Origin of the sequence: Chitinophaga agri (assembly GCF_010093065.1) — a bacterium.
In the GTDB taxonomy this organism is placed as follows: Bacteria; Bacteroidota; Bacteroidia; order Chitinophagales; family Chitinophagaceae; genus Chitinophaga; species Chitinophaga agri.
In genome coordinates this window covers 7,224,565-7,251,272 of the sequence record NZ_CP048113.1, presented here as the reverse complement: position 1 = coordinate 7,251,272, position 26,708 = coordinate 7,224,565, and the positions used below count along the sequence as shown (strand labels likewise).

At 47.4% G+C, this 26,708-nt stretch carries 18 protein-coding genes; 9 read left to right on the top strand and 9 right to left on the bottom strand.

The genetic code is table 11. The annotated features are described in order from the left end of the window. The first annotated feature begins 38 nt into the window (after positions 1-38). From GWR21_RS28615 to GWR21_RS28600, 4 genes are all read left to right on the top strand, one after another. A complete protein-coding gene (locus GWR21_RS28615) occupies positions 39-425 on the top strand; it encodes a VOC family protein (RefSeq protein WP_162335119.1) in 387 nt (128 codons plus the stop codon). A gap of 1,199 nt (positions 426-1,624) precedes the next feature. Beyond that, positions 1,625-2,026, top strand: a complete 402-nt coding sequence (locus tag GWR21_RS28610) for a BlaI/MecI/CopY family transcriptional regulator (RefSeq protein ID WP_162335118.1) — start codon at positions 1,625-1,627, stop codon at positions 2,024-2,026. A 14-nt stretch (positions 2,027-2,040) separates the two neighbouring features. Further along, positions 2,041-3,744, top strand: coding sequence for a M56 family metallopeptidase (locus tag GWR21_RS28605; RefSeq protein ID WP_162335117.1), 1,704 nt, complete (start codon positions 2,041-2,043; stop codon positions 3,742-3,744). 223 nt (positions 3,745-3,967) lie between these two features. Then, positions 3,968-4,813, top strand: a complete 846-nt coding sequence (locus GWR21_RS28600; RefSeq protein ID WP_162335116.1) for a hypothetical protein — start codon at positions 3,968-3,970, stop codon at positions 4,811-4,813. Between the two features lie 221 nt (positions 4,814-5,034). Here GWR21_RS28600 and GWR21_RS28595 read toward each other — a convergent pair whose 3' ends face one another. From GWR21_RS28595 to GWR21_RS28585, 3 genes are all read right to left on the bottom strand, one after another. Continuing rightward, positions 5,035-8,265, bottom strand: a complete 3,231-nt coding sequence (locus GWR21_RS28595; RefSeq protein ID WP_162335115.1) for a S41 family peptidase — start codon at positions 8,263-8,265, stop codon at positions 5,035-5,037. A gap of 101 nt (positions 8,266-8,366) precedes the next feature. Beyond that, positions 8,367-9,809 carry an amino acid permease gene (locus GWR21_RS28590; protein WP_162335114.1) on the bottom strand — a complete coding sequence of 481 codons (1,443 nt, stop codon included), beginning with the start codon at positions 9,807-9,809 and terminating at the stop codon, positions 8,367-8,369. A gap of 502 nt (positions 9,810-10,311) precedes the next feature. After that, positions 10,312-13,479, bottom strand: coding sequence for an RICIN domain-containing protein (locus GWR21_RS28585; protein ID WP_162335113.1), 3,168 nt, complete (start codon positions 13,477-13,479; stop codon positions 10,312-10,314). Between the two features lie 324 nt (positions 13,480-13,803). On the opposite strand from GWR21_RS28585, the gene GWR21_RS28580 reads away from it, so the two are divergent. The 4 genes from GWR21_RS28580 (at position 13,804) to GWR21_RS28565 (ending at position 18,047) form a co-directional block, all read left to right on the top strand. Then, a complete protein-coding gene (locus GWR21_RS28580; protein ID WP_162335112.1) occupies positions 13,804-14,799 on the top strand; it encodes a hypothetical protein in 996 nt (331 codons plus the stop codon). Between the two features lie 41 nt (positions 14,800-14,840). Beyond that, complete coding sequence (locus tag GWR21_RS28575) at positions 14,841-15,230, top strand: winged helix-turn-helix transcriptional regulator (protein WP_162335111.1); 390 nt, start codon at positions 14,841-14,843, stop codon at positions 15,228-15,230. A gap of 2 nt (positions 15,231-15,232) precedes the next feature. Beyond that, entirely contained in the window at positions 15,233-16,027 is a 795-nt protein-coding gene (locus GWR21_RS28570) for a helix-turn-helix domain-containing protein (RefSeq protein WP_162335110.1), read from the top strand. Between the two features lie 202 nt (positions 16,028-16,229). After that, positions 16,230-18,047 (top strand): hypothetical protein, encoded by a 1,818-nt coding sequence (locus GWR21_RS28565; RefSeq protein WP_162335109.1) that lies wholly within the window; start codon positions 16,230-16,232, stop codon positions 18,045-18,047. A gap of 6 nt (positions 18,048-18,053) precedes the next feature. On the opposite strand, the gene GWR21_RS28560 is transcribed toward GWR21_RS28565, so the two are convergent. The 3 genes from GWR21_RS28560 to GWR21_RS28550 all read right to left on the bottom strand — a co-directional run bounded on the left by GWR21_RS28560 (position 18,054) and on the right by GWR21_RS28550 (position 22,714). Beyond that, complete coding sequence (locus tag GWR21_RS28560; protein ID WP_162335108.1) at positions 18,054-20,450, bottom strand: ABC transporter permease; 2,397 nt, start codon at positions 20,448-20,450, stop codon at positions 18,054-18,056. A gap of 141 nt (positions 20,451-20,591) precedes the next feature. Beyond that, positions 20,592-21,284 (bottom strand): response regulator transcription factor, encoded by a 693-nt coding sequence (locus GWR21_RS28555; protein WP_162335107.1) that lies wholly within the window; start codon positions 21,282-21,284, stop codon positions 20,592-20,594. Continuing rightward, complete coding sequence (locus GWR21_RS28550) at positions 21,281-22,714, bottom strand: sensor histidine kinase (protein WP_162335106.1); 1,434 nt, start codon at positions 22,712-22,714, stop codon at positions 21,281-21,283. Before GWR21_RS28550 ends, GWR21_RS28555 begins: the two co-directional genes overlap by 4 nt. Positions 22,715-22,838: 124 nt before the next feature. Between GWR21_RS28550 and GWR21_RS28545 the strand changes: the two genes are divergently transcribed. Then, positions 22,839-25,016 (top strand): outer membrane beta-barrel protein, encoded by a 2,178-nt coding sequence (locus GWR21_RS28545; RefSeq protein ID WP_162335105.1) that lies wholly within the window; start codon positions 22,839-22,841, stop codon positions 25,014-25,016. A gap of 58 nt (positions 25,017-25,074) precedes the next feature. Here GWR21_RS28545 and GWR21_RS28540 read toward each other — a convergent pair whose 3' ends face one another. The 3 genes from GWR21_RS28540 to GWR21_RS28530 are packed head-to-tail and all read right to left on the bottom strand — an operon-like array spanning position 25,075 to position 26,542. After that, positions 25,075-25,560 carry a hypothetical protein gene (locus GWR21_RS28540; RefSeq protein ID WP_162335104.1) on the bottom strand — a complete coding sequence of 162 codons (486 nt, stop codon included), beginning with the start codon at positions 25,558-25,560 and terminating at the stop codon, positions 25,075-25,077. A 53-nt stretch (positions 25,561-25,613) separates the two neighbouring features. Beyond that, the gene (locus tag GWR21_RS28535) at positions 25,614-26,087 is read right to left on the bottom strand and encodes a hypothetical protein (RefSeq protein ID WP_162335103.1); all 474 of its coding nucleotides are present in this window, start codon (positions 26,085-26,087) and stop codon (positions 25,614-25,616) included. Between the two features lie 50 nt (positions 26,088-26,137). Continuing rightward, entirely contained in the window at positions 26,138-26,542 is a 405-nt protein-coding gene (locus GWR21_RS28530; RefSeq protein WP_162335102.1) for a hypothetical protein, read from the bottom strand. Between the last annotated feature and the right edge of the window lie 166 nt (positions 26,543-26,708).

The following is a 26,708-nucleotide window of genomic DNA, read 5'->3' as shown; positions in this document are numbered from 1 at the left end:
AGAATACAAGTTGTATCTTAGGAATGTAATACATGTATATGGAAAAGAAAAAAGCAGGCACTATTTTATGGCATGACATTGCTGTGCAGGATGCAGGCGCTGTCAGTGATTTTTACCGTCAGGTAGTTGGATGGGATAAATCAGGTCTTAGCATGGGGGACTATGACGACTATGTTATGCAGGCGAAAGAGGGCGATGCGCAGACGGGTACGGTGGGGATATGCCATGCAAAGGGTGGGAATGCTTATCTGCCGCCACAGTGGTTGATCTATGTAGCAGTGGATGACCTGGATAAGAGTCTGGAGCAGTGTACGGCCCTGGGTGGTAAGGTGATTGGCGATAAGCGGAAAATGGGGGATGATGCGGTGTATTGTCTTATTCAGGATCCGGCGGGGGCGCATTTGATGTTGTGGGAGCAGCGATAGATTATAGTAGTAGGTGATGTAATTGAGATCTTCTTGTGCCGGTATTGGCATAAGGGGGTTTATGCGATCGTATTGGACGGTCGGGCGGTTTGCCTGACCGTTTTTTTATGGGGTGGAATTGAGGGCTGACGTAGCAATAGCCGTGATGATACCGAACTGTCAGATGGACTGGCTGGCGGATGATCTTTCATATTTCCGGGGATCGGGGTTTGTTTTTGGAGAGGCTGACGTAGCAATAGCCGTGATGATACCGAACTGTCAGATGGACTGGCTGGCTGACGCCCTTTGAAGTTCCCGGAGATTGGGCGCTGGGGGAATGTTAGGGCACGGGGAATGCTATTTAACCCCTGGAATACGGGTTCGGCGTACTTCAAAGGCCTAAGGCCAGCCAGTTTCATCTGGCAGTTCTACAGATCATCCAGGTCGCGGTATTAATTGTGTGTCTTTACTTTAGGGTGGAGGTGGGTCAGCTTAACCGGGGGGTAATAGTCACTGATCCGGACACAGGCCGGAGGTGTTTTATTAATTATCGGGTAGTTATGACTGTTGATGGGGTTAGTATGCACTTAAATAAATGCGGTGTTAGCAAGGGGCTAACGCAGTGTTTATGTACGAGGTGTATTAGCTAGCTGTTCCTATACCTGTTCCTTTTTCATATACTAATGGTTGTCTGACAGTTGTATGATTGGTGTCTGACAGTTGTAGGGTAGTTGTCTGACAGTTGTTCAATAGCCTTTTGATAAGCTTACTTCATCTTCACCATAAGGGTACTTCAAGGGCACCATAAGGGCATCTCAAGGGCACTTCAATATCCAGGGGATATTGAAGTGCCCTTTTGGTAACGTATTAGTACCCTAACAATGCCTTGTTAATCTAAAGATCAGATGCTGTATTAATGGTGTGAGCGTACTTAATGGCTTACCTGCTGCACTTAACTGCGTCCTATGTTCATAATCAGTTAGTGATGAGGAATGTGAGATCGGCACAATAAGACATAGTGTGGCAATTGATGGCTACTGAGGAAGGTCAGGTACCACAGCCAGCGGTCCTACCTGTAACTGCGGTATCACCAACTCCTTGCATTATAAACAGATCGCCCTTTAAATGGATAAAGACGACTAACCAGGATATTCAAAATATTTTTTCAAAAAAACAACCTATTCTATCAAACGTACGTTTTTAATGCATACCTTTGAAACATGAGCTTATTTAAGAAAGATCCGACTCCCGAAGTGGTGCCTACCAAGACCGAACTGGATGTACTGCAGATACTATGGCAGTATGGTCCTTCGACGGTACGCTTTGTTCATGACAAACTCAATGAACAGAAAGAGGCCGTCATCTACACCAGTACGCTGAAACTGATGCAGGTAATGAAGGAAAAGGGAATGCTGGACAGGGACGAGAGCAGCATGAAACATGTCTACAGCGCTGTTGTGGAAGAAACTAAAGTGAAAGGAACCATGTTGGGCCGATTCATGGACAGCATGTATAACGGCTCACCAAGTGACCTGATGATGGCCCTGTTAGGCAACGACAGGACTTCAGCTGAAGAACTACAAAAAATGAAGGAACTGCTGAATAAACTGGATGATAAATAGTTAAACCCATTCCCATGTATCTGTACCTGGACATATACCCCTTCGGAGAACGCCTGCTACAGGCGTTTAGCTGGATGCTCGTGCACTCCCTCTGGCAGGGTATGCTACTGGCCCTGCTGACAGTATTACTCTTGCAGCTGACCCGTAAAGCGGCTTCCTCAATAAGGTATCATATTGTGCTGGTTAATGTTATTGCATTTGTTGCCACTGGTATCATAACCTTCTTCCGGGAACTTGCCGGCAATGTGTCGCAAAAAGTGGTACCACTGGCAGATAGTATCGGACAAGGCGCTTCCACCCTGTTCAGACTCGATGCAATGCATGTGAAACTATTTACTGCAAACAGCGCTGGTTTTATCTCTGCAAATGCACATCTGCTGGTCATCGTATGGGCATTGTTCTTTACATTCCGCTCAGTAAGAATGGTACAGGGAATGATCTACCTGCGTAACGCCAGACTGAAAAAGATCTATGCCGCACCGGAAGAATGGCGGGAGCGTTTGCAGGCGTTATGTTTGTCGCTGGGTATTACAAAAACAGTACGGCTGCTGGAATCGGCTACTGTAAAAGTGCCATTGGCAGCTGGCCACCTGAAACCAGTAATACTCATCCCGGCAGGTTTGCTGACCGGCCTCCCCGCAGCGCAGATCGAAGCGGTACTGTTACACGAACTTGCACACATACGCAGGCATGATTATATCGTTAACCTGTTCCAGGTATGCCTGGAGACCATCTTCTTTTTCAATCCCGGACTGTTATGGATATCCGCCTTACTGCGCGATGAAAGGGAACATTGCTGTGACGACATTGCCCTTCAGCAAACAGGTAGTAAGAAGGCTTTCGTGCAGGCACTGATCAGCTTCAAGGAATATACGCTCAACAGGCAATACCCCGCTGTTGCATTTCCCGGCAATAAAAATCAGTTGTTACAGCGCATCAGCCGTATTGTTAACGACAGACGGCAATCACTGGGAACCGCAGAAAAAGTCTTATTCTTCACAGGTATAGCGATGCTGAGCGTAGTGCTCTCCACCGCCGCTATTACCCAGCTGGCACGTCATACTACCAGCAAAATAAACACGCCCTACCTCGTGGCCAAAGGCGAGCAGATCGTCCCGCCAGTAGCTCTTGACAGGACCATACCTGATACCCTGTCGCCCGTAGTGACAAAGATGCCATCCGTGACTGTCACCCGTCATGCACCTATCACTACTGTGGCGAGTCGTAACGCCGCCTCACCTGAAGCTATACCCTCACCACAACCCGCACCTGCTACGATGATAAATGAGGAAGTACAGGTAGAGGAGTCATCAACGTCAACTGCAATGGAACAGGCACGACGTGATAGGAAGGAAAAAGCCAGGCGCCAACAGGAGCAGCTAAGGCGGGATAAAGAACAGGCAGAAAGAGATAAATACCAGGCCACCCTGGACCGTATACAGGCGGACAGGGACAGAGAGCAGGCAAGACTGGACCGGCTACAGTCACTGAAAGACAGACAACAGGCTGACCGCGACAGGGCACAGGCGGAAAAAGACAGACAACAGGCCAACATAGACCGCGCAAACGCAGAGAAGGAACGTGCTGCCGTTGTGCCGGCCGTCGTGAAAAGTGAGGTATTTGAAAAGACGTTCTATACCACCAGATATACCGACACGTACAGAAACACGTATAACAACAAGTATAACGCTAACAGACAGCCTGACAATGTACAGTAAGAGACCGCCTGTCATCCGCTCAGTCTGATCATTCAACTATAAAAATATGATCTTGTAAAAACCGTACTATTTGTACGGCTGGCAGCCTGTTGCCTTCATCATTCAACTTATTTATATCAATAATTTTTTCACAGTCAGCAGCTGAGACAGGGATCACTATTGCCCTTATCTGGCAGACTATCACATTCATCATCATTCTTTAACAATAAAAATCTACCAGCACATGAAAACGATCCACACAATGCGCTATACCCTTATTGCAGCCCTACTGGTATGCACTGTCAGCAGCTACGCACAAAAGACTGCACCGACAGTGTACGGCACACATACCAATATCAATACTAACACCAATGAAGAAACGATCCATACTGACAAAGATGGAAAGACGTATGAAATGACCTTTGCCGATAACAAAATGACATCCCTCTCTATTGATGGAAAATCCATTCCTGCGGATAAATGGGGTGAATACAAAACCTTCATCAATGAAATACTTGAGCAGGTAAAGAAGGATAAGATACAGGCGGAGAAAGACAGAAAACAAGCCGCCAAAGACAGGGAACGGGCGAACCTGGACCGGGCACGGGCTGAAAAAGACAGGGAACAGGCTGTACGTGATAGAAAACAGGCAGAGCTGGATCGTCAGCAGGCAGAAAAAGACAAGATCCAGGGCGACCAGGATAGAAAACAGGCGAAGCTGGATCGTGCACAGGCAACAAAAGACAGGGAACAGGCGGACCGTGACAGAGTGCAGGCCGAAAAAGACAGGCAACAGGCAGCACTCGACCGGGTGCAGGCTGAAAAAGACCGCGCTGCCGCTGAGGAAGACAGGAAGTTAATAGCAAAGCTGCTCAGTGATGTAGTAGAAGATAAACTCGTTCCCACTAAAAGTGAGATCCATCAACTGGTGATCAATAATGAGGGTATGCAACTGAACGGACACAAACAGTCTGAAGATGTGCATAGAAAATACCTTACTAAATATCAGGACTATATTAAAAACGGTATTTCCTACCGGGCAGAGAATGGGCATGTGCAGATACAACGGAACTGGAATGGCAGGAATTAAATGAAGCATTAGGAATCGGGAAGGAAGAATCAGGAATTGCAAACTGCTTTTACAATGAATTATTTCTGGAGGTAAAGAGATAAGTATTTATGCTTCGTCTCAAAAAATAAGGGCGCCCGTGAATAACGGAGCGCCCTTTACTATCATCACCGGGGAAGAAGAAAGATCCACTACAATCTTCGCGGCTTTTCAATGCTTCATTCCTGATTCCCCATTCCTGATCATTTAATCTCTTTCAGCATTTCTGTAACCGCTGCTTCCAGCTGATTATCCTTTCCGCTAAATGCATCTTCATAGCGCAGTGGTACACGGATATCTGGTTCAAGCTGCATATTTTCCAGCGGATGATCACCTGTTTTACCGAAAGTAGCCACCATCGGAATACCAAATACCAGGGACTGGTCAATCTGTCTTTCCCACCATACAGCAGTACCTGTACCAGCTACCGGCATACCGATGAGTTTACCCAGGTTATCCTGTTTGTAAATGAATGGGAAGATATGCGCGTCGCTATAGTTACCCTCTCCCATCAGTACACAGCTTGGGCGTGTCCAGCGGGTCTGAGGTTCGTATGCTTTTGTACGCTGTCCCTGCGGTGCGAAGTTCATATAGGCCTTTCCACCAAGGAAATTATACAGGTCATCATGCAGCCATCCACCACCATTAAAGCGGGTATCTACGATCAGTGCCTGTTTCTCTCTGTTCTTACCCATCACTTCATCATATACAGAACGATAGCTCGCGTCGTTCATACCCTGTACGTGTACATAGCCAACTTTACCACCGCTGAGCTTATCTACCATGTTACGCATGTTATTCACCCAGCGCTTGTACATCAGACTACTTTCCTCTCCGTTAGAGATTGGTTTTACTGATTCATCCCAGCGTTTACTGGTAGCAGGATCATAGATGCTCACCAGGACATTATTGCCTGTCTTGCGGTTCAGGAAAACTGCCCAGTCTTTCTGTGCAGTCACTTCTTCACCGTCGATACGCTCAATAATATTGCCCTTTCTGAGCTTGCTGAATGCCTTGTCAAACGGACCGCCAGCGATCACCTCATCTACTTTCAGACCATTGCTGGTGTAAGTCTCATCATACAACAGACCCAGCGCAGCGGTATTATCACCATCAGAACGACTACTATAGAAGCGACCACCGGTATGGGAAGCGTTCAGTTCTCCGAGTAGTTCACTCAGCAGTTCCTGGAAGTCATAGTTATTACTGATATAAGGCAGGAAGCGCTCGTAGTTCTTCGCATAGGCTTCCCATCCGATCTGTTTCAGTTCAGCAGGCGCATAGAACTTGTCAATCACCTGTTTCCATGCATGCTCATAGATGTAACGGCGCTCAGCTTCCTGGTCCAGTACAAACTCAGTACTGATAGTCACCGGAGTGATCTTACCGGAAGATGCATCTACTTTTACAACGCTGCCACGATTGCTTACAAATAAGGTATTACCGTCTTTGCTCAGTGCAATGCTACCAGGACTACCACCCAGCTTTGCGAGGATCTTGGTCTCACCTGTTCTGGGCTCTGTTACCCACAGGTCATAACCTTTCTCAAAAGCAGCCATGTAGAAGATCTTGCTGGCGTCGCTGTTCAATACGTAGTCGCCTATAGAGGCACTGTTGATCGTGAAGCGGACCGTCCGGCTGTCCAGGTTAGAGAAATCCGGATTAAACGGCTTTTTCGGTGCAGCACTATCTTTCTTAGCGGCGGTAGTATCCTTTTTCTTCGAGCTGTCTTCCTTTTCTTTGAGAAGGTTAAATTCATCTTTAGACAGTTTGAATCTATCGTAAGCTTCCTGATCAAAGAACACACCGAAGACATCTACTTCGCGGCTGCCCTGACGCGCCAGTCCGCGGCGACCGTCACGGTCACTCAGCCAGGTCATGATCTTACCGTCGGCAGCCCATTTGGTATTGTTCTCACCGAAGCCGCTCAACACAGGATAGATGGTCTGCCCTTTACCATCAGCAGGGATGATCCCGGCGTTGGTCACATTGAAATAACCCTGGTGGTCGTCAGTAACGATCCACTTACTGTCAGGGCTCCAGGCAAATTCCCAGTCACCATCAGAGTAAGAGAAGTTACGGCCGGCAGGCAACAGGGTACGGCTCTTTTTAGACGCGATATTATACACACGCAGTACGTTACGGTCTTCTACGAAAGCGATCTCTTTCCCATCGGGGGAGAAAACCGGCTGAAACTCTTCTGCCTCAGTAGCGATAAGCGGTTCCTCTTTCAGCAGTGTGGAAGCGAAGAAATAAGGCTCTTCGGAACGTACGATGGTGGTTTGGTAAACATCCCAGTTACCATTTCTTTCCGCAGCATATACCAGCTTCTTACCATCGGGCGACCAGGCAACGGAACGTTCCTGCTGCGGGGTATTGGTGATACGTTTGGTCAGATTGCCTTCCACGCTGGTCACAAAGACCTCACCACGTGCCACGAACGCCATTTCCTTACCATCAGGACGCATAGCAAATTCAGTGACGTTACCAGTAACAGGAATAGGTTTGGTAACGGAAGAACGACCATCATTAAATACCTGAACAGCGAGTTTCTTTGGCTGCTGACCTTCTTTCATGGTATAGATCTCACCATTCCAGGTGAAGCACAGCAGGTTGTCATCCGACTTTGACAGGTGTCTTACCGGATTTTTCTCAAAGCGGGTCAGCTGCTGCATTTTGCTTTTGTCGGTAGCAGAGGCTTTGAAGATATTCTGGGCAATGCCGCCTTTCTCACTCAGGTAGAAGATATCATTGTCGCCCGAGAAGAGCGGCTCGCGGTCTTCCCCTTCATAGCCGGATACCTGTTTGTAGCTTTTTGCAGCAATATCGTATACCCAGATATCTCTGGTAACGGCGGACACATGGTGTTTACGCCATGGATCTTCATACCCTTTCCTGTCCTGGAAAATGATCTGTGTGCCTTTAGCATTGTAGTGTGCATTTTCTGCACCGGCGGCAGTCACCAGCAGGGAGCGACCACCTGTAACAGGCACTGTATAGAGATTGGCAAACAGTCCGGAACTGAAGCGGACACTGGCAGCAGGTGCATTACGGGAGCTGCCGTAAAGCACCTGTTTGTTATCAGGAGTAAAGTCGTAAGGAAAATCACCGGCGCTGTTGTAGGTCAGCCGAACGGGTGTACCGCCGGAGGCAGGCATAACGAATACATCAAAGTTGCCGTAGCGGTCACTGGCAAAAGCGAGGTATTTACCATCATGGCTCCACACGGGCATCATGTCATGTGCTTCGTGGATAGTGACAGGAATGGCCACCCCTCCATTGGCATCTACACGGTAAATGTCTCCCTTGTAACCAAACGCAATTGTTTTACCATCAGGAGAGATGGCAGGGTATCGTAACCATTGTGGGTTTTCCTGTGCGTGGCTAACACCATAGGCACAGCACATGGTTAGTGCAAGTAGTAATTTTCTCATAAATAGGCTGCTGTTAATTCGCTACTCAAGATAGCAAATGCAGCAACGAGTTCATGAGGGGAAATGATAAAAGGCGATCTCTCCTGATAACTTTATTGTTATTAGTTCATTCCTCTGCGGGCAGTACTGTGTTTACGGCCATAACCGAAATAAATAGCGAACCCGATCAGCAGCCATACGATCAGCCTGATCCAGGTGTCCACTGGCAGGGAGAACATCATCAGCAGGCACGTCAGAATGCCCAGGATAGGTATAACAGGCACCCATGGTGTTTTGAACGCCCTGGGAAGGTTAGGCTGTTCCTTACGCAGGATGATCACCGCCAGGCATACCATCACAAACGCCAGCAGGGTACCGATACTGGTCATCTCTCCCACGACATGAATAGGTACCAGTCCGGCGAACAGGCTGATAAAGATACAGAGCACTATATTGGATTTATACGGAGTAGCGAATTTCGGATGCAGCACGGAGAACACCGGCGGGAGTAAGCCATCCTTACTCATAGTGTAGAACACACGGGACTGACCCAGCAGGTCCACAAGTATCACTGAAGTATATCCGATAAGGATCGCGGCAATAACAGCCAGGAACAGCCACTCATAAGGCGTATGTGCAATGGCGACAGCAACAGGGGCTGCATTATCCTTAAACTCGGTATAGTGAGCCAGGCCTGTCATGACATATCCAAACAGAATGAAAAGGATGGTACATACGATCAGTGACCCCAGGATACCTACCGGCATATTACGCCTGGGATTCTTAGTTTCCTGGGCCATCGTGGCTACGATATCAAAACCGATAAAGACAAAGAAGACAACACCGGCCCCTCTCAGGATACCGCTCAGACCAAAATGTCCGAACTCTCCGGTATTGGCAGGAATAAACGGCTTGTAGTTCTCCGGGTTGATATAATGCCAGCCCAGCGCGATAAACACCAGTACCACACTGATTTTAAGCGCTACTACGATAGCGTTGAACAATGCGGAACCCCTGGTGCCAAAAATAATGATAGCAGTGATAAAGACGATGATGAGCACTGCAGGCAGGTTGATATAGCCATGTATAAGCGATCCGTCGGCCAGCCTGACTGTTTCAAATGGAGACGTGATCAGTTGCGCCGGCAGGTGAATATTGAATTTACCCAGAAAAGTGACCAGGTATTTGGACCAGCTGATACCTACTGTAGCAGCACCTACGGAGTATTCCAGTACCAGGTCCCAACCGATGATCCAGGCAAACAGTTCGCCCATGGTCGCATAGGCATACGTATATGCACTACCGGCTACAGGCACCATAGAAGCCAGTTCAGCATAACAAAGGGCACTGAATGCACAGCCGACAGCTGCCAGCAGAAAAGACAGGATAACGGCCGGGCCCGTATTATTAGCGGCAGCGATCCCGGTCAGGGAAAAAAGACCTGCACCAATGATAACACCGATCCCTATGGCAATGAGGTTAATACCTCCAAGATTGCGTTTAAGTGTATTGGCTCCGCTCCTGGCGGCTTCCTGCTGAAGACTCTCTATCGATTTTTTAATCACAGGTAAAGTTGGTTTGGCTGCAAAGGTAATGGCTTCAGACTACCCTACAAAACCAATAGGCTATAACATGACAATACCCAGACGGAAAGAATTTTGGTTTTATTAACGAGTCATTAACCATTTCGATGCTCCTCTTTTATATCTTACAGCCATATATTTCATAGGTATAGGGATATCAGACAGCTGCTCTTTATAGGGCGGCTTATCTTTTTTTAAGACATTGCTGTTATTTTCCACTCATATAAGTTCCGAATAAATATGCTGAGACACAGACAATAGCCTGTCAATACTCATCTTGTAGCGGATTGACCGACTGTTGCTATGGCAACAGTGTAAGTTGTTTCACAAAACAGATATGTACCCGGTACTCAACTTAGTTGACAATAGCAACCGTAACAAACGGAAGGTCCGGTAATAACAGGTACCGTGAAAGACGCAGATGCATGACGTGTAGATACCGGAGATTACGAACAGCGTTATAACGGCTTTTCATAATAACCGGCTATTGTTTAACAAACTTCAGCACCTGGTACCTGCCATTTAACTTCACCTGCACAAAATACACACCGGGACGCAGCCGGTCCACTGCTACAGACATCCCCCGGGCTGACAACTGTAACTGTCCGCTACTATCATACACCCTGATCGCTACCGCCTCTTTAACCCCGCCAATATACAATCTCGTCACTGCCGGATTCGGATACACAATCATACCTGTCTCCTCTGCTCTCCTGTATGTACTGTCCACTGCCGCTACCATCGCCATTGCCGGCCTTACCAGTTTCCACTGTCCACTGAGCTGATTCACATCCGTCCATTGCTGTACATTCGCCCCATTCTCCGTACTGAAATCAGACACCTCTACCAGCTTACCACTATGCTTTGCCACTATTTTATAATAATCGCCATCAACAGGTACCATAAAGAACTGCTGATTCGCGCCACCCACATATCCCCATTGCTGCACATTAGCGCCATCCGCAGTACCTGCAGCAGATACATCCATGGACCGGCCTGATTTAACACAGATGATCCTGTAGACGTCATTACCGAGATGCGTGAAAGTGAACTGCTGATTAGTGGTCCCCATAAAGCCCCATTGCTGCATATTCCCGCCATCCTGCGTAATCAGATTATCATCCACATCCATGTACAAATTACTGAAGCGGTTCTGGATATAGTAGGTCCCTGCGATCAGGTTTACCTTTGTCACCTTGTTGGTGCTCTGCGCCAGATTCACGAGTGGATCTGCACTGAATACATTAGCACCATCCAGCGGCGCGTATATTTCCAGACTCGACTTCAGCAGGTTCCCATCTGCCATGGCGTTGATCTCTTCAGCCACCATACCTGAACGATGGAGCTGCAAAGTCCTGTAACTGGCAGCAGGCGCATTTACGCCATTCAGATCAAAGGCAGTCGTGACGATCCTTTCTGCTATTGACCCCTGCAGTACCTTATCCACGTACAGGAATGTCTTTCCCATCGCATAGTAATGTGTCAGGGTGACCCTGTGCCATTGGCTATTACTAACAACCGTCACTCCGGGAATACCCGCTGATGAGGCAGAAGAATAATCTATCTTACCCGCTGCATTGATCACTAATTTATGCTGCCCTGCAACCGTACTTAATTCCGTGATCTCTCCTGGTGATGACGTTTGTATATCATAGGACAAGGTGAAAGAATGAAGGACCTCCTCAGGCCTGATCTGCAGTTTATAGCCGCTGGCCGGACTTAGGTTCAACTGTGTACCATCTACTTTATATGGCTGGGGCTTGCCTGCTTTCATCGCATCAAACAGGGACGGCACAATGGCATATTTAAACTCCGCATGTCCGGCATCATTAGGATGCAGGTCATCACTTTTATAGCCTGTGGCCCACTTACCGGCGCCGTTGTCCAGTGCACCTAACAGATTTATACTGGCTACATTCCAGGAGTGGATCAGTAAATTCATCTGTTTGATGTAATTGTATTCTGTCGCTGTATAATCTTCCCGGCTGTAGCAATTGGTGATAATGGGTTCAATACCCTGCTGCCTGGCCTTATTTATCAGCAGTTTCAGGTTGTCCCTGAACTGGTTGAAAGTGGCTTGTCCGCCGGTAGTAATGCCTTCATTCCCTAATGAGAGCGCATAAATAACATACCTGCTGCAGAGTGGTAATAAGTCTTTATCCCACCGGTTGATCACACTCAGGGTATTATTACCAGGCACTGAAATATTGGACACATTCCAGGATTGCCCTACCCCGCTGTTTGCCCTGGCAGTCAGCAACTGGGCATATAACTGCGCATATCCCTGGTTATTGGTGGCGCCAGTACCTGAGGGTACAGAAGACCCCATAACAGCTATACGGGAAGCATCCTTGGTCACACAATAAGGTTCGAACGCTATTGGTGCTACCTGGTTCATTTTCATCACACCCAGATAGCCAAAAGCCCCTTCTGTTTTAGTCACTGTCAGATTGATATGTCCATTATCATCAGGCATGATAATATCGGTGGTCAGGACCGTTTTGGTATTTCCATGATATCCTGTCCCTCCCAGATCTGTCCCGGATGTCTGCAATGTGCCGTTATAAAACGAAGCTCCCGTCAATGCATAGGTCGTAACCCGCTTCTCCGGATCATTCCTGCTGCCAAATAAATTAAACACATACCCTTTCGTTTTATCCAGTCCCCGGATGGAAAGCGTGGCGGAAGCATCCGTATGAAAATAGTCCTGTGTGGCGGTAGGAATAGCCACATCACCTAATAACGCCGGATTCGGGGATAAGAGCCCTCCGTTCTGGATACCATTCGAAGAAAAGCCGGATAGGATCCTGATATATGCACCGGTAGGCGCGTTCGCTTTGTCGGCCAGGTTCACGGGGGTAGCTGTGACACCTGTATTCGTCACATTATTCCAGTAGTTCCCATTTACATCCGGACCAGGCGTTACATTCCCGTTGACTACGTCATTCGGTCCAAAATCAATGAAGGCGGTTTTCAAAGCAGTAATGGGTAAAGCGACTTCCTCTATTTTCAGTGCACCGATATAGGCGAAAGCGCCCTGCTCCCGTTTAACCGTAACCGCTATCTGACCTTTTACGTCAGGTGACAGCGTAGTGGTTGCCAGAACGGTGCTGTTGTTACCATTATACCCCGTTCCACCTAAATTGGTTCCTGACGTTTGCAGGGTGGCGCTATAGGTTGTTTTACCAGTGAGTGTATAACTGGATTTACGCACTTCAGGGTCATTGCGGGTAGCAAAAAAATAAAATACATATCCCTTACTGACGTCCAGTCCCCTGATGATAAAACCAGCGGTATTATCTGTATGGAAATAATCCTGCGTAGCGGTATTGATCGCGAAATCATTCAGGAGTGCCGCATTAGGCGCCAGTAATCCGCCATTGTTGATCCCATTGGAACTAAAACCAGCGGTAATGTTGATACAGGCGCCTGATGAAGCGTTCCTGTTCGTCAACAGGTATACCGCAGGCGCTGTTGTAGCGGTATTGGTCACATTGTTCCAGTAGTTACCATTGCCATCGGGGCTGGCCGTGACATTACCATTGGTTACATCATTGGGACCAAAATCGACATAAAAGGTTTTGAGCGCCTGTGCTGAGGTGCCTATAGTGCACAGGCAGAGCATCAACAGATAAAGTAGTCGTCTTTTCATAGTGGAATTTTATTTGAGGGTATTTGAATATCAGTTATAAGGCTGCCAGGTGGCAGGTCAAAGTAAATAATTAAATAGGGTAAACAGGCCGCAACAGACCGGCCCATTGAAAAAATCCAACGATCTTTTCTATCACACCACTGATAATCAATGCCCTAAAAAACAGACTGTCCGGAAAAATCCAGCAGTCATCGGGTACTAATGGCCTCCCTGCGTCAGGTCGTCGACACTTCGCGGGCCCGGATCGGCCTTGCACCTGTGGTCCGACACTGTTACTATATCAGCCCCTTCCGGCGAACTTCCTTTTTCGTTAACTTTAGAAACATGATACAAGATGAAGGTCCCCTTACCAATGAAGACATCCGGCTCCTTACAACGGCTGGCAGGATCACGGGTATACGCTGGCTCCTGCTTTTATTATTCACAGCGACCACAATGATCCTTGCGTCGCTGCTCCTGATGGCACTCTGCGGCAGACAGGCCGGCGTGTACATCCCTGTCTCCGTTGCCTGGTTCATCATGCTTGCCATCTGCTTCTTTATGTGGCGTAGCGCACTCAAAATCAGGCACCGCAGCAGAAGTGGTCTACGGAGTGGAAGAAAAAAACTCATACGTTTCCGCCTGAAGACGATCCTGACGACTCCCAAGGGCGATCTCCAATATATCAGTAACCATAATGACATCATTGAGGTCAGGGCGGCCCTGCCAGACAGAAGTTTCTTCTTCGAACAGCGGACTACCTGTCATCAGGCGATTGTGAGGAATATCTCCAGCCTGACCAACTATGACCTTATATTACATGTCAGTATGGACGGTAACATCCTCCTGAAAGCGGAATATCCACACACCTATCGCAGGGAAAGTACAGCCAGGATCACAGCTGACGATATGCTGCTGATGAAGGAAAAGCAATCTACCCTCATCAAACTGTTCCTCACGGGCTGTACCGGTCTGGCACTTATCCTGTTAGTCGGCGGTATCGCCAAAGGGAGCTACGCTAACCTCTACTTTGTGATCGCCGCCATCTACCTGACGTTCTTCCTGCTCGCCACACCAGCTTACTATGTATATAACAGCTATACCCGCTCTGAAAGTAAGACGATCGTACGGGGAAAAGTGACGGAGATCATCTCTACCATGCAGCCCAGCCTGGGTACGGGGGATGTATATTACCGCATATCCGACCGCCTTTACCTCGTGCGTCCCATAGAGAACCTCGGCACCCAGGTACTTCCCGGTTATGAAGTGGAGCTCCATTTTGTCCGGAAAACGAACGGCGGCCCCGGCAGGATGCTCTATGATATCAAATGCCATCGCTGACAAAAAGTGAGTACCTTTGTTTACCGGAAAATGTGAGAAAGATGCCACAATTTACAACCACTCCTGTTGTCTCTAAGATAGAATGCAACGCCGCCCTGCAGGCATTAAGTGATGCCATCTATGCCATTGGCGGAAAATGGAAGCTCAGGATCATCCTGGCCCTATCCGAAGGGCATAACAGATTCAATGATATCCAGCGCAATATCGAGGGCATATCTGCACGGGTATTATCTAACGAACTGAAAGACATGGAGATGAACGGATTTATCAGCCGGACGGTACATCCAGGTTCACCTGCCATTGTATCATACGGACTAACCGAATACAGCGGCACCCTGGATAATGTGATCAGGGCCCTGATCGAATGGGGAATGATGCACAGAATGAACATCAAAAACGGGATGCGGGAAACGGCTCCCTTATCTTCCTGACCATGCAACTAAGCGACGGAAAATTTTATGGACATACAGTCCGTCAGATTGAACTGGAACATTTCAATCTGACGCAGACTATATACAGCGCGGACGTGTCACTGCCGAAGCACTACCATAAGAATCCGTATTTCAGCCTGCTGCTGGAAGGTAATTACCTGGAAAAAGCCCTCCGGGAAGAAACTATCCTCTCCGGCGGACAATCCATCTTCCGTCCTGATAACCATGAACATGCCAATATCTTCGACGGTCAGCCGGGCAAGTGCTTCAACCTGGAGCTGAGAAGCAATATTACCCCCCTTTTCTCACAGGACATGAACGATCACCGGCCCATCATCCTGAAACGATCCTTTCTGGACCTGTTCCTGCTTTATTACCGTTTTCGTCAGGGCCATCCTGCTGACACCCTGGATATGCTTTCCTTCGAGATCATCTCCCATTTGTTTGAAAAAGACAATCTTTCCCGCTACGGGCAAACTCCCTGGATCAATACCATCATAGCCCGCCTCCACGACCAGCCTGATGAAGCACATGCTGTAGACACCCTGGCAGCTATTGTCAACGTGCATCCCATATACATGCTCCGTAAGTTCAAAGAAAAGACCGGATTACGCCTGTCTGAATACATTACGCGGGTACGTCTGGAAAAGGCCACCAACAGCATCGTAGCTGGTAAGGATACCCTCACACAGATCACTTACGACAGCGGATTTTATGATCAGAGCCACTTCACCCGCAGTTTTAAGCACTACTTTGGCGCCTCTCCCCGCGATTTCAGTAAAACACTGAAAGGTTAGTTATGTACAATTCTGAGGGGTATTAATGAGGTTACTTTGTAATTAGGAATTGGAGATCAGGAATAGGTGAAGCGTAAAGCGTCATCTACCTGAATCATAATTTCCGATTGGGTATGCTGCATCTGCAGCAACTGTAAACCAGGTATACCGAGCCTTCGGAATTGCATTCCGAATTCCTAATTCTTAATTCCTAATTTTTCACATGATGCTCAAAAACTTCATCCTGTCCGGCATATTTTTCCTGTCTGCTCAACTCTCCTACTCTCAGGCGTCACTGCTATGGGACAAGGCTGATCAGGCGTTTTTTACCTACGACCTGCCAGGATCGGCGGCTGCCATCAGGGAGATCATTCAGGCGCCACAGACCAACCCGAAAGACTTAGCCAGGGCATATCGTACACTCGCCACCCGCGACTGGCAATTCTACCGTAATTACCCGCTTGCCGTTCACCATATCGACAGTGCATTACGGCAGTCAACGGACAGTCAGTCCGCTTATGCCCTGCTTAGCGACATCTCCATTAGTGCCGGACGGGACAAAGCCTCCCTGTCCGCAGCCAGCAAAGCACTCTCCTCCGCCAGGACCTCCGCTGAATGGCAGTCCGCCGCTCTTGTCTATGCCCACGCCGCCTACGCCGCTTCGATGCACTCCCGGAAACCGGATACGGCCCTTCTAAGCAAAGCCGCCAGCCTCCTGGTAGCTGTCCTTGATCAAATGCCAGGACATCCACAGGCAGCGAAACAACTGATCGGCATCGGTATCCTGAAAAAAGACGGACCATTGGTGCTTGCCGGATGGAATGGATATTTTCACTTCTCCGGAGCAGGTACCGTGTGGGAGTACCAGCAAAAGAACGCCGCTATCTTGTCAGGAGTATTGCCCCAATGGAATGGCACTACTGACAACGAAAAGATTGCAGCAGCATTAGCAGACTCCCGTTTCTACGAATATGCCAACCTGCTGGCGACGCCTGCCCAACAGGAGATAAAAGTATATGCAGCTTTCCTCCAAAAGACAGGTACCCTTATCACTGACTATTACCGGCAACTGGCATTAAACCGAAGCAATGATACGCTGTTCGAACAACAGCTGCTCTCTCATTGTACACAACTCCTGCAGCGGTTGCAGCTATCTGCGGGCCCGGCTCCGCTGACCTATGAGACCTTCCTGGAACTTATGCGGCCAAGGTTTGGCACCACAGGTTACCTGGGCTTCAGTTCCGGTTTCAGTTCAAAAGAGATCTGCCTGGGGCATATTGTGAATATCACCCATAAAGAAGTATTACAGTATGGCTATAAAGGCGCACTGACATTTATTGAAACAGACCTGATGACGTCCAATGGATTTACCGACTGGTTCACTGACGGGAAAAGCAGGAATGGCGGATGGTCAGTGAATGATACAATTTACCAGGTAAGAGAAGCGTATGTACGCGAACCTATGAGCGCGTGGACCATGATCACGGACAGTAGCATCAGGAAGGAGAAGCTGGCGCCATTTGAGAACGTCATGGCCAGCAACGATACCGTCACTATACTCAGTGGCATCAACGCCCGTATGCGGATGGACGCACTGGATAGTTTGTATGCCTCCCTGTATCAGCAGGGACTCAGAGAGAAGGCCCTACAGATCGCTTTCATGCATTCCTTTGAACAAAAACAACAAGATGCGTCTATCTTCGCCCATGAAGGCAGACATAGCATCGATCAGATCTATTTTAAGAATGACTTTGACAAAGCACCTGCCAGAGAACGTGAATACAGGGCGAAACTGTCAGAGATCGCCTGTGCCGACTTTCCTGTATACCTGCTCGGTAAGATCATCAGTAAAGCAGGCCCTACCGGCCATGGTCAGGCAAACCAGATGATATTGAATAATACGCTTGAATGGATCGGTCAGCATCAGCAGGACATCAAAGGATACAATCCTGCATTGCCTGCCATCAAACAGATCTACCTGCTAACCGAAAGCCAGATCAGGAGCTGTTTCAGAGAGATCGATCCATTGTATAAAGGATAAAAGGGATCAGTCGATTTTCAGACTCTTCACCGGATCTGCCACTGCTGCCTTGACGGCATAGAAGCTCACCGTTAATAACGCAATCGCAACTACTGACAGGGCAGCAATGGCAAACATCCACCAGCTGATAGCGATACGGTAAGGATAGCTCTCCAGCCATTTATTACCCGCCATCCAGGCCAATGGTATGGCCAGAACCAGAGAGATCACTACCAGTTTCAGGAAATCTGTGGAAAGGAGCCTTACCACAGTAGTAACAGATGCACCCAGTACCTTCCGTATGCCAATTTCTTTGGTTCTTTTTTCTGCGGATAGGACGGACAGTCCGAACAGTCCGATACAGGAAATAAAGATCGTGAGAACAGCACTGAACAGGATGATCTGCTTCCATTTCGCTTCCGACTCATAATTCTTACGGTTGGCTTCATTCATGAAAGTGTACTCATAAGGACTCAATGGAAAATACTTTTTATAGATGGCTGCGATATGTTGTAAGGCGGTTGTCTCCCTGCCAGGTTTGATCTTCACCAGTGTCTTTCCAAAATTATTACTGTTCTTCATCGTAAATAACTGTATACCGATCTTCCTGGTCACTGGTCCGTAGTGATAATCTTTCACCACACCTACTACCGTATATTTTTCTCCGGCGTTATACCAGAAGTTGACTTCCTGACCAATAGGATCTTTCCAGCCGGCCTCCTTTACAAAGGCTTCATTGACAAGTACTGCATGCGTTGAATCAGAGGGAAAGGCCCTGGAAAAGTTACGCCCTTTTACAACGGGTATTTTCAGCAAAGGCAGATAATGTTCATCCACTGTTTCATAGACGAAGTTGACCATCTGTTCTCCGTTCACTTTTGCTGTGGTCATCCATTGCCCCTGGTTCTTGAACGTCACGTCCGCAATGGCAGCATTGCTCATCAGGTCAGCGCGGAAAGCATCTGTACGCTGATGACTGATACCATTGTGCTGCAATACGATCAGTTCACTATCATCATAGCCTAACTGCCGGGTAGTGAGATACCGGAACTGATAATAGATCGTAATGGTCGAGATGATCAGGAACGATGCCAGTGTGAATTGTAAGATAACCAATCCCTTCTGCAGATAATTCTTTCCGGAAAGAGAGAACCGGTTATACAACACCTTCACCGGATCATAACCTGACAATACCAGTGACGGATAAAAGCCGGCCAGGAACCCTGTTAATATATATAGCAACAGGTAACCTCCTACCAGCCCGCTATCAAAAAGATACCTGATTGCAAGTGCTTTATTAGATAGCTCATTAAATACCGGCAACACGAGTTGCACCAGTATAAATGCGAGGATAAAAGCAGCGGTGCTCAGTATAAAAGACTCTCCCATGAACTGCATCATGAGCTGGCGTCTATCGCCACCTACGACCTTACGTATACCGATCTCCTTCGCGCGTTTTAATGAACGGGCAATGGTGAGATTAATAAAGTTAATGCAGGCGATCAGGAGTACGAATGCGGCGATGCCGGAGAGAATATAGGAGAACACCGGATTACTGGCATCTGTGAGTCCATTGTCAGCCCTGTAATGCGTACTGAGGTGCATCTCTGCCAGCGGTTGCAGGTTGTAGACCGTCTTCCCAAAAGGACCATACTGCTTTTCCTGCCTGACCTTTGCCTCGGCCGAACTGGTGGTATACACCTCCTGCATCTGCGTTTCTACCTGTGTCCTGTCAGCATCCGGTTCCAGTAATACGAATGTATTGAGGAAGAAGTTAAACCAGTTATCGTCATTTGCCTCCTCCGCTGCTGTAGGTCGGATCGGCATTAATATGCTGAATTTCAGGGAAGAGTTCTCAGGTGTTTTTTTAGCGACGCCGGTTACTGTGTAGGGCTTAAATTCGTCATCACCCGACTTCATCATCATTATCTTGCCCAGCGCATCCACCGTACCAAACTGCTCTTTCGCCACATCTTCCGTGATCACGACAGCATCCGGCGCCATCAGGGCCGTTTTCGGATTACCACTCAGTAGCGGGAAAGAGAATACAGAGAAAAAGCTGGAGTCTACCTGATGTATGGGCATTGCTTTAATGTCCACCCCTTTCTTTACATCTTTCATGTCGCTCTGTATCCGGACAAACGCCTTTATGCCGGATACACTGGCGGCAAAACGTGGTCCCTGCAGATAACCTGAGTAAGCATTATAACTATCTCCCCTGTCTGTTCCCGTCTGCAGAGAACTGACACGGTAAATATTATCCAGCCGATCATGAAAACGGTCATAGCTGACCTCATCTTTCACATACAGGATGATCAGCATTCCACAGGCCAGGCCCATGCTCAGACCAAGAATATTGATGATGGAATAGATCTTATTCCGCAGCAGATTTCTGAAAGCTGTTTTGAAGTAGTTTTTGAACATAACCGGGTAACTTACAGCAACGACAGGTACAAAAATAATGACAGTTCACTTCATAAATGATTATCAGCAACTTACAAAAACACTCTTCTGGTAAGGTGTCCGGTTTTGATACAAATAGTGTCCGGTTTCAGGTAGGAACGCCTAGCATACCAGCTTATATCCCACGCTCCGGATGCTGAGGATCTGAATTCCTGGTTCATCTTTCAGCAGCTTACGGATATGCGTCATAAACACATCCATGCTGCGGGTGTTATAGTAACTATCGTCATTCCAGATCCTGAGCAGCGCCTCCTGCCTTTCCAGGATGTCATTTTTACGGCGGATCAGCATTTCGAGTAACGCGGATTCCTTAAATGATAACGTATGCAGCCCTTTTGAAGTAGTCAATACCTGCTGTACGGTATCCAGGGTACAGGTACCAAATGTGAAACGTGTTTCCTTCTGTTCAGCCATCGCTTCTCTTTTGCCGGCAAAACGTTGCAACAGGGCTTCTATGCGCACCAGTAATTCATCCATGCTGAATGGTTTCCGGAGATAGTCATTGCCGCCTGTTTTAAACCCCTTCACGACGTCTTCTGTCAGTGATTTGGCACTGAGAAAGATAATAGGCACTGTGTCATCGATCATCCTGATCTCTTCTGCAATAGTGTATCCATCTTTAGACGGCAACATAATATCCAGCACACAGATATCAGGGCGGAAAGACTCAAAAGCAGGCAGCGCCTTTTTCCCATCCGTGATCAGGTTCACTTCATAACCGCTTGCCTTCAGTCCATCACTGACAATGCGTGACAGAAAAGGTTCGTCTTCTACATATAATACTTTGTTGCTCATACTGCTGCCGGTAAATTAATAATAAAATCGCTGCCTTTTCCAGGCTCGCTTTTCAGGGTAACGGTACCATCGTGGTGTTCTATGATAGTCTTCACATAATTCAACCCCAGTCCGGAACCTTTCACATCGTGTGTATCTCCCTTTGCAGGAACACGGAAAAAACGGTCAAATATCTTGTCATGATATAACTTATCTATACCCGGACCATTGTCTTTTACATGGAGGATGACCCTGTCATTCACAGCTGCACAACTGATCTCCAGTTCCAATGGCCTGTCAGCATATTTGATCGCGTTCTCTACCAGGTTATAGAAAACATTCGTGAGGTGTACAGGATCTCCATCTACAAAACAGGGTTCCGGAGACAGCTGCAGCCTGCATACGGCCCCCGCATTCGTGAGCTGCAGTTCCATGGAACGAACAACATCCTGCAAACCTGTCTGCACATCGAACAATACCTTGTTCAGCGGATAAGCGCCTTCTTCCTCCCTGCTCAGGTTCAGTACCTTTTCGATCATCAGGTTCAGCCGCTGCAATTCCTGTCGCCCGATAGACAGATATTCTTCCAGCTTTTCCGGCTGATGTATCAACCCATAGCGGGTAATAGATTCCAATGCCAGTGATACAGTAGCGATAGGTGTTTTCAGTTCATGTGTCATGTTGCTGGTAAACGCAACCCTGGCTTCTGCATATAAGCGCTGGTTCCGCATCAGCCGGATGATAAAATAAAACGCAGCGCAGGTAAGCACCAGCATCAGCACCACTGATAAGATGTAGTACCGCATGGTATACCAGATATATCTTTCCAGCGAAGGAATGATCAACTGGTACTTATGCATATACGCCATATTGTAGGTATACTTCGCGCTGGCATATTCGGCGGCTGTATCCGCGCCATTTTTCGGTGTAGCAGCATTATAGGCATACAGACCATAGTAAAAGCCTTTTTTCAGCCCCATTTCAGCCAGCCCTTTGGTGACCAGGGCATGCATTTCGCGTATTGAAACAGAATCTGCCTGTGGTGAATAAGGGTCTGAGCTGGTCTGGCCCGGCTTTCTTCTTTTTATGTCACTTTCAGGATTGATAAATACAAACTTAAAAGCGACATAAGTACTGTCCTTATTCGTATCCGAGATCTCAAAGGATTTATACATATGCGGCGCCTTCACCGCATCAAACCCACTTCTGATCAACCCCCATTCCGCACCTTTAAAGAATGGCGTCAGCAGGGTATCAGTAAGCCCCAGCTTCTTCAGACTATTATACATATTATCCCTGGCAGCATTATTCACGATCTGCTCTATCTGTTGCTTTGCCTGAGAACGTTGTCCGTTAAACAATTGCTGCAGCCATATCACCTGTAAGATGATACTGGCCAGCACGGACACAACAACAAGTGGGTAAGCGTATTTTGCGGAAAGCCATTTCATAACCCGAAAATATACATTTTATAACCTCAAAGCTCGCCCCTGCGGCCGATTTAACTTTATTTAACCGAACTTAACTTTCGTTTACACCCCTTCGGAATACGTTTGCATCAACAAACCAATTATGATGAAAACGATCCTTTACATACTCGCACTCTCCTTCCTGCCCTCCCTGACACACGCGCAGCAACAACCCGTAGCTGATACCATGAAAGTACAACAGCTGAAAGACATTGTTATCAGCGGACGTACACCACAGGTAGAACGTAAACCGGACCGTGTGGTATTCAACGTACAAAATAGCATACTCGCCAGCGGCAGCAACGTTTGGGAAACCTTACGCAGAGCACCTGGTGTACAGACCAACGATAACGGACAGGTTACTGCTAATAACAAAAGCGTAACAGTGTATATGGATGGAAAACCTGTACAAATGACCGGTGAGAACCTGGCAGCCTATCTGAGTGGCCTGCCGGCAGACAATATTTCCAAGATTGAGGTAATGTCAGTTCCGTCTGCCAAATACGATGCACAGGGTGGCGGTATTGTGAATATCATCACTAAAAAGTCCAGGCAACAAGGCTTCAATGGCTCAGCAGGAGCTGCCTATACCCAGGCTACATTGCCAAGCTATATGGTAAACGGTACGTTCAATTACCGTCAGCAAAAACTGAACATATATGGCAACTATGGTTATACAGATAAGCAGATCCGCCGCCGTTTAGATGGCTATGCTATCTATGAAACGCCTGGTGCTTATGCAGACTGGCGCAATAGCCGTACACTCGATCCCGTCACTAAATCCCATAGCTATCAATTAGGCGCTGACTATAACATTGATACCAAACAGGTATTCGGCTTCCGTATGACAGGATTCAATTCAGAGAAAACGAACACCGCTAACATCGCCACATCGGTCTACAACGATCACCGTACTGTTGCTGACTCACTATTGCGTACGGGCAACTATTCCAACGGTACTACCAGCAATTATAGCTTCAACGTGAATTATAAACTGAACCTGGACAGTGCCGGCACCAGTATGAATATTGACCTGGACTACGTACCATATAAAAATACATCTGACCAATATGTGAACACTATCAGTTACATACCTGATGGCAGCTTCAATCGCAACTTCGATATCTTCACGCCGTCCTCCCAGCGTATAGACATCTGGTCAGGCAAGATCGACCTTACCTATAAGCTGGCCGGCAGGTGGGATATGGAGTCTGGTGTTAAGTACAACAGCATTTCTTCTGATAACTCTTTCCTGTACTATGATGTTGCTTCCAAGCCTGTATACGATGCCGGCAGAAGTAATGAGTTCAGGTACACAGAGAACACCTCTGCAGCCTATACCAGCGCTAGCCGTACAATCGGTAAGTGGTCATTACAGGGCGGTCTGAGAGCGGAATACACCCGTATCACCGGCAATTCCATTACGCTAAACACCATCAACAAAAAGAACTACCTCCGTCTTTTCCCGACCGTCCTCGTTTCCTACAAACCGTCTGACGACCATGTGTTCAGCCTCAACCTCGACAGTCGTATAGAACGTCCCGGATACATGCAGCTGAATCCTGCCAGGTTCTATACCAGTCCATACAGCTTCCAGCAGGGTAATCCGGCCCTGCAGCCCGCTATCTTTACAAACGGAGAACTGAACTACACCTTTAAGGAAAATCATACGCTGACCGCGGGGTTCCATCGTATGAAAGGATTAATGAGTAATGTGACTGTACAGGATAATGCCACCAGGACTTTCTACGACACACAGCAGAACCTGGACCTGATCGACGATTACTCTTTACAGTTCCAGACGAATGTGAGTCCGGCAAAGTGGTGGGAAATGACTGTTACCCTCTGGGGAGCGTTCCGCCGTCAGCATTCTATGTTCACCGATGGTTACTTTGCCACACATAATTTTGTAACAGAACTTAGTACCAGTCAGTCATTCACCCTCAGTAAAAAGCTGGGTATTAAAGCAGAGCTAAACGCTAACTACAGATCCCCACTCTACCAGGGCGTGCTGTATGTATACAAGACCTCTGATGTAAGTATTGGGTTCAGTAAATCTGTGTTGAAGAAACAGGGCACTATCAAACTGGCCTTTGCGGATATCTTCTATGACAACCCCTACAGACTGGATATCGCTTATGCACAACAGCGGAACGGTACACATATCAAAAGCGACACGCGAAACGTAGCACTGTCCTTCTCCTATAAGTTCGGTAAAAATATCTCTCCTACCCGTAAGAGGCAGACGGCGAGTGAAGAAGAAAGACAAAGAGCGAATAAATAATGGTATAAGTTAAAAAGGGAGCGTCAATGTAGACGCTCCCTTTTTAACTTATACCATTTTACCAGGGTTTCCACCAGGATTTCTTCTCCACGTTGACTTCTTTTGCAGCCTTGGCAGCTTTTTCCTCCGCCATTATCCGGTGCTGCTCAGCATACCATGGATTAGTGAGCGACACAGCCCTGGCAGCGAAGTCTGCGAAGTCGCGTGATGGCCCCACAGATGCTGTTCCATATACGAACTGTGTATAGCCTTCGACGCCATTCACGTCTACCATTACTTTGAGATCGCATAATTGCCCCTTTATTTCATGTATCTCATAATATTGATTTAAAGAATTAGCCATTTCCTGGGTATAGGCGGCTTTCAATTCTTTAAAGATACCGGGCTCCACACGTCCTATGAATGCCTGCGTTTCCTTACAATCTGCCCGGCCATCGCCAAGTCTTTTAATAATACCGTCCGGAGCAATCAGAATATACAGTACAATACGTTTATCTACTTCCAGGCTTACCATGATGCCTGTAATGTCATTTACATTGATCATAAATTATATTTCAAAGGTGAGGGTAAAAAATAAATTAATAAAGAAAGCGGGTATTAGCCATTAAGGTTACACATCACCTTCCACCAGGGTTTCATTGCCGCCTTCTCCGTCTCAGCTACCTGATGCTGCTCAGCATACCATGGGTCAGTTAGCTGAACGGCTTTTGTCACAAAAGCGGTAACCACGTCCGACGGCCCGGTATATTGTCCCCCATACGTGGACTCCACTCCGGTCTTCCTATCTTTTGTTTTGCAGATCACTTTCGTGTTAAAGGGCTGCCCCTCTATGTCCCAGTTCTCTATCTGGTGCTGAAATACTGATAGCATGTCCGGATGCAGGGAAGATTTCAATTCATTAAATAGTTTGGGATCTGTACGACCGATAAACGTGCCATTAGCGTGGTGCTCCGCTTTGTTCTGGCCCATTCTATGAATAGTGCCATCGGCAGCCAGCACTATGTGTAGCACAATACTTCCCCCCACTTCCTGAATGATCAGAATGCCTATTGTTTCATCTATATTTATCAAGAGTTATATTTTTAAGATGCAGGCTGTTGGTAGTGTGGCAAACAGCAGCTTTATACTTCATTAGCCTCCATGTTGTATTGAAGAAACAACTGAACAGGGTCAAAAGTACTTGTCCTGGGCAATACTACCACAATAGCATGATCAAATCGTATATCCAGGTATCCTCCCTGTTTTGCTATTTCATCTGCTACCGGACGATAAATACTTTCCTCATAGATAACAGGCGATAAAAACACCCGCTCTGTATATTTGTCTCCTTTCAGTACGCTGAGCAGCTCATGCTGACCGTCTTTATTAAGCCGGGTTTTAAATACTTCGCCCTGACGTACGCTAAAGTAAGGGCCTACGTATTCGGTTAATGTAAACAGTTGGGAGCCCAGCTGTTCAACGGCTACAGCGGTAATTTTATTTTCTCTTTTATCGTAGATGTCTATACGGGTTGTTCGGCTACTCATGTTTGGGTATAGGAATGGTGATTGGTTGTTTTAGGCGATAAATATAGTAATTAAAGGAGAAATACTGGTATCTCAAAAGCTTTATAGCAGGGTTTCCCTGCGTTTAAAATATTCCTTCCCCACCGTATAATCAGCAGGCGATAATGATAAGCATTTAACAAAGAGG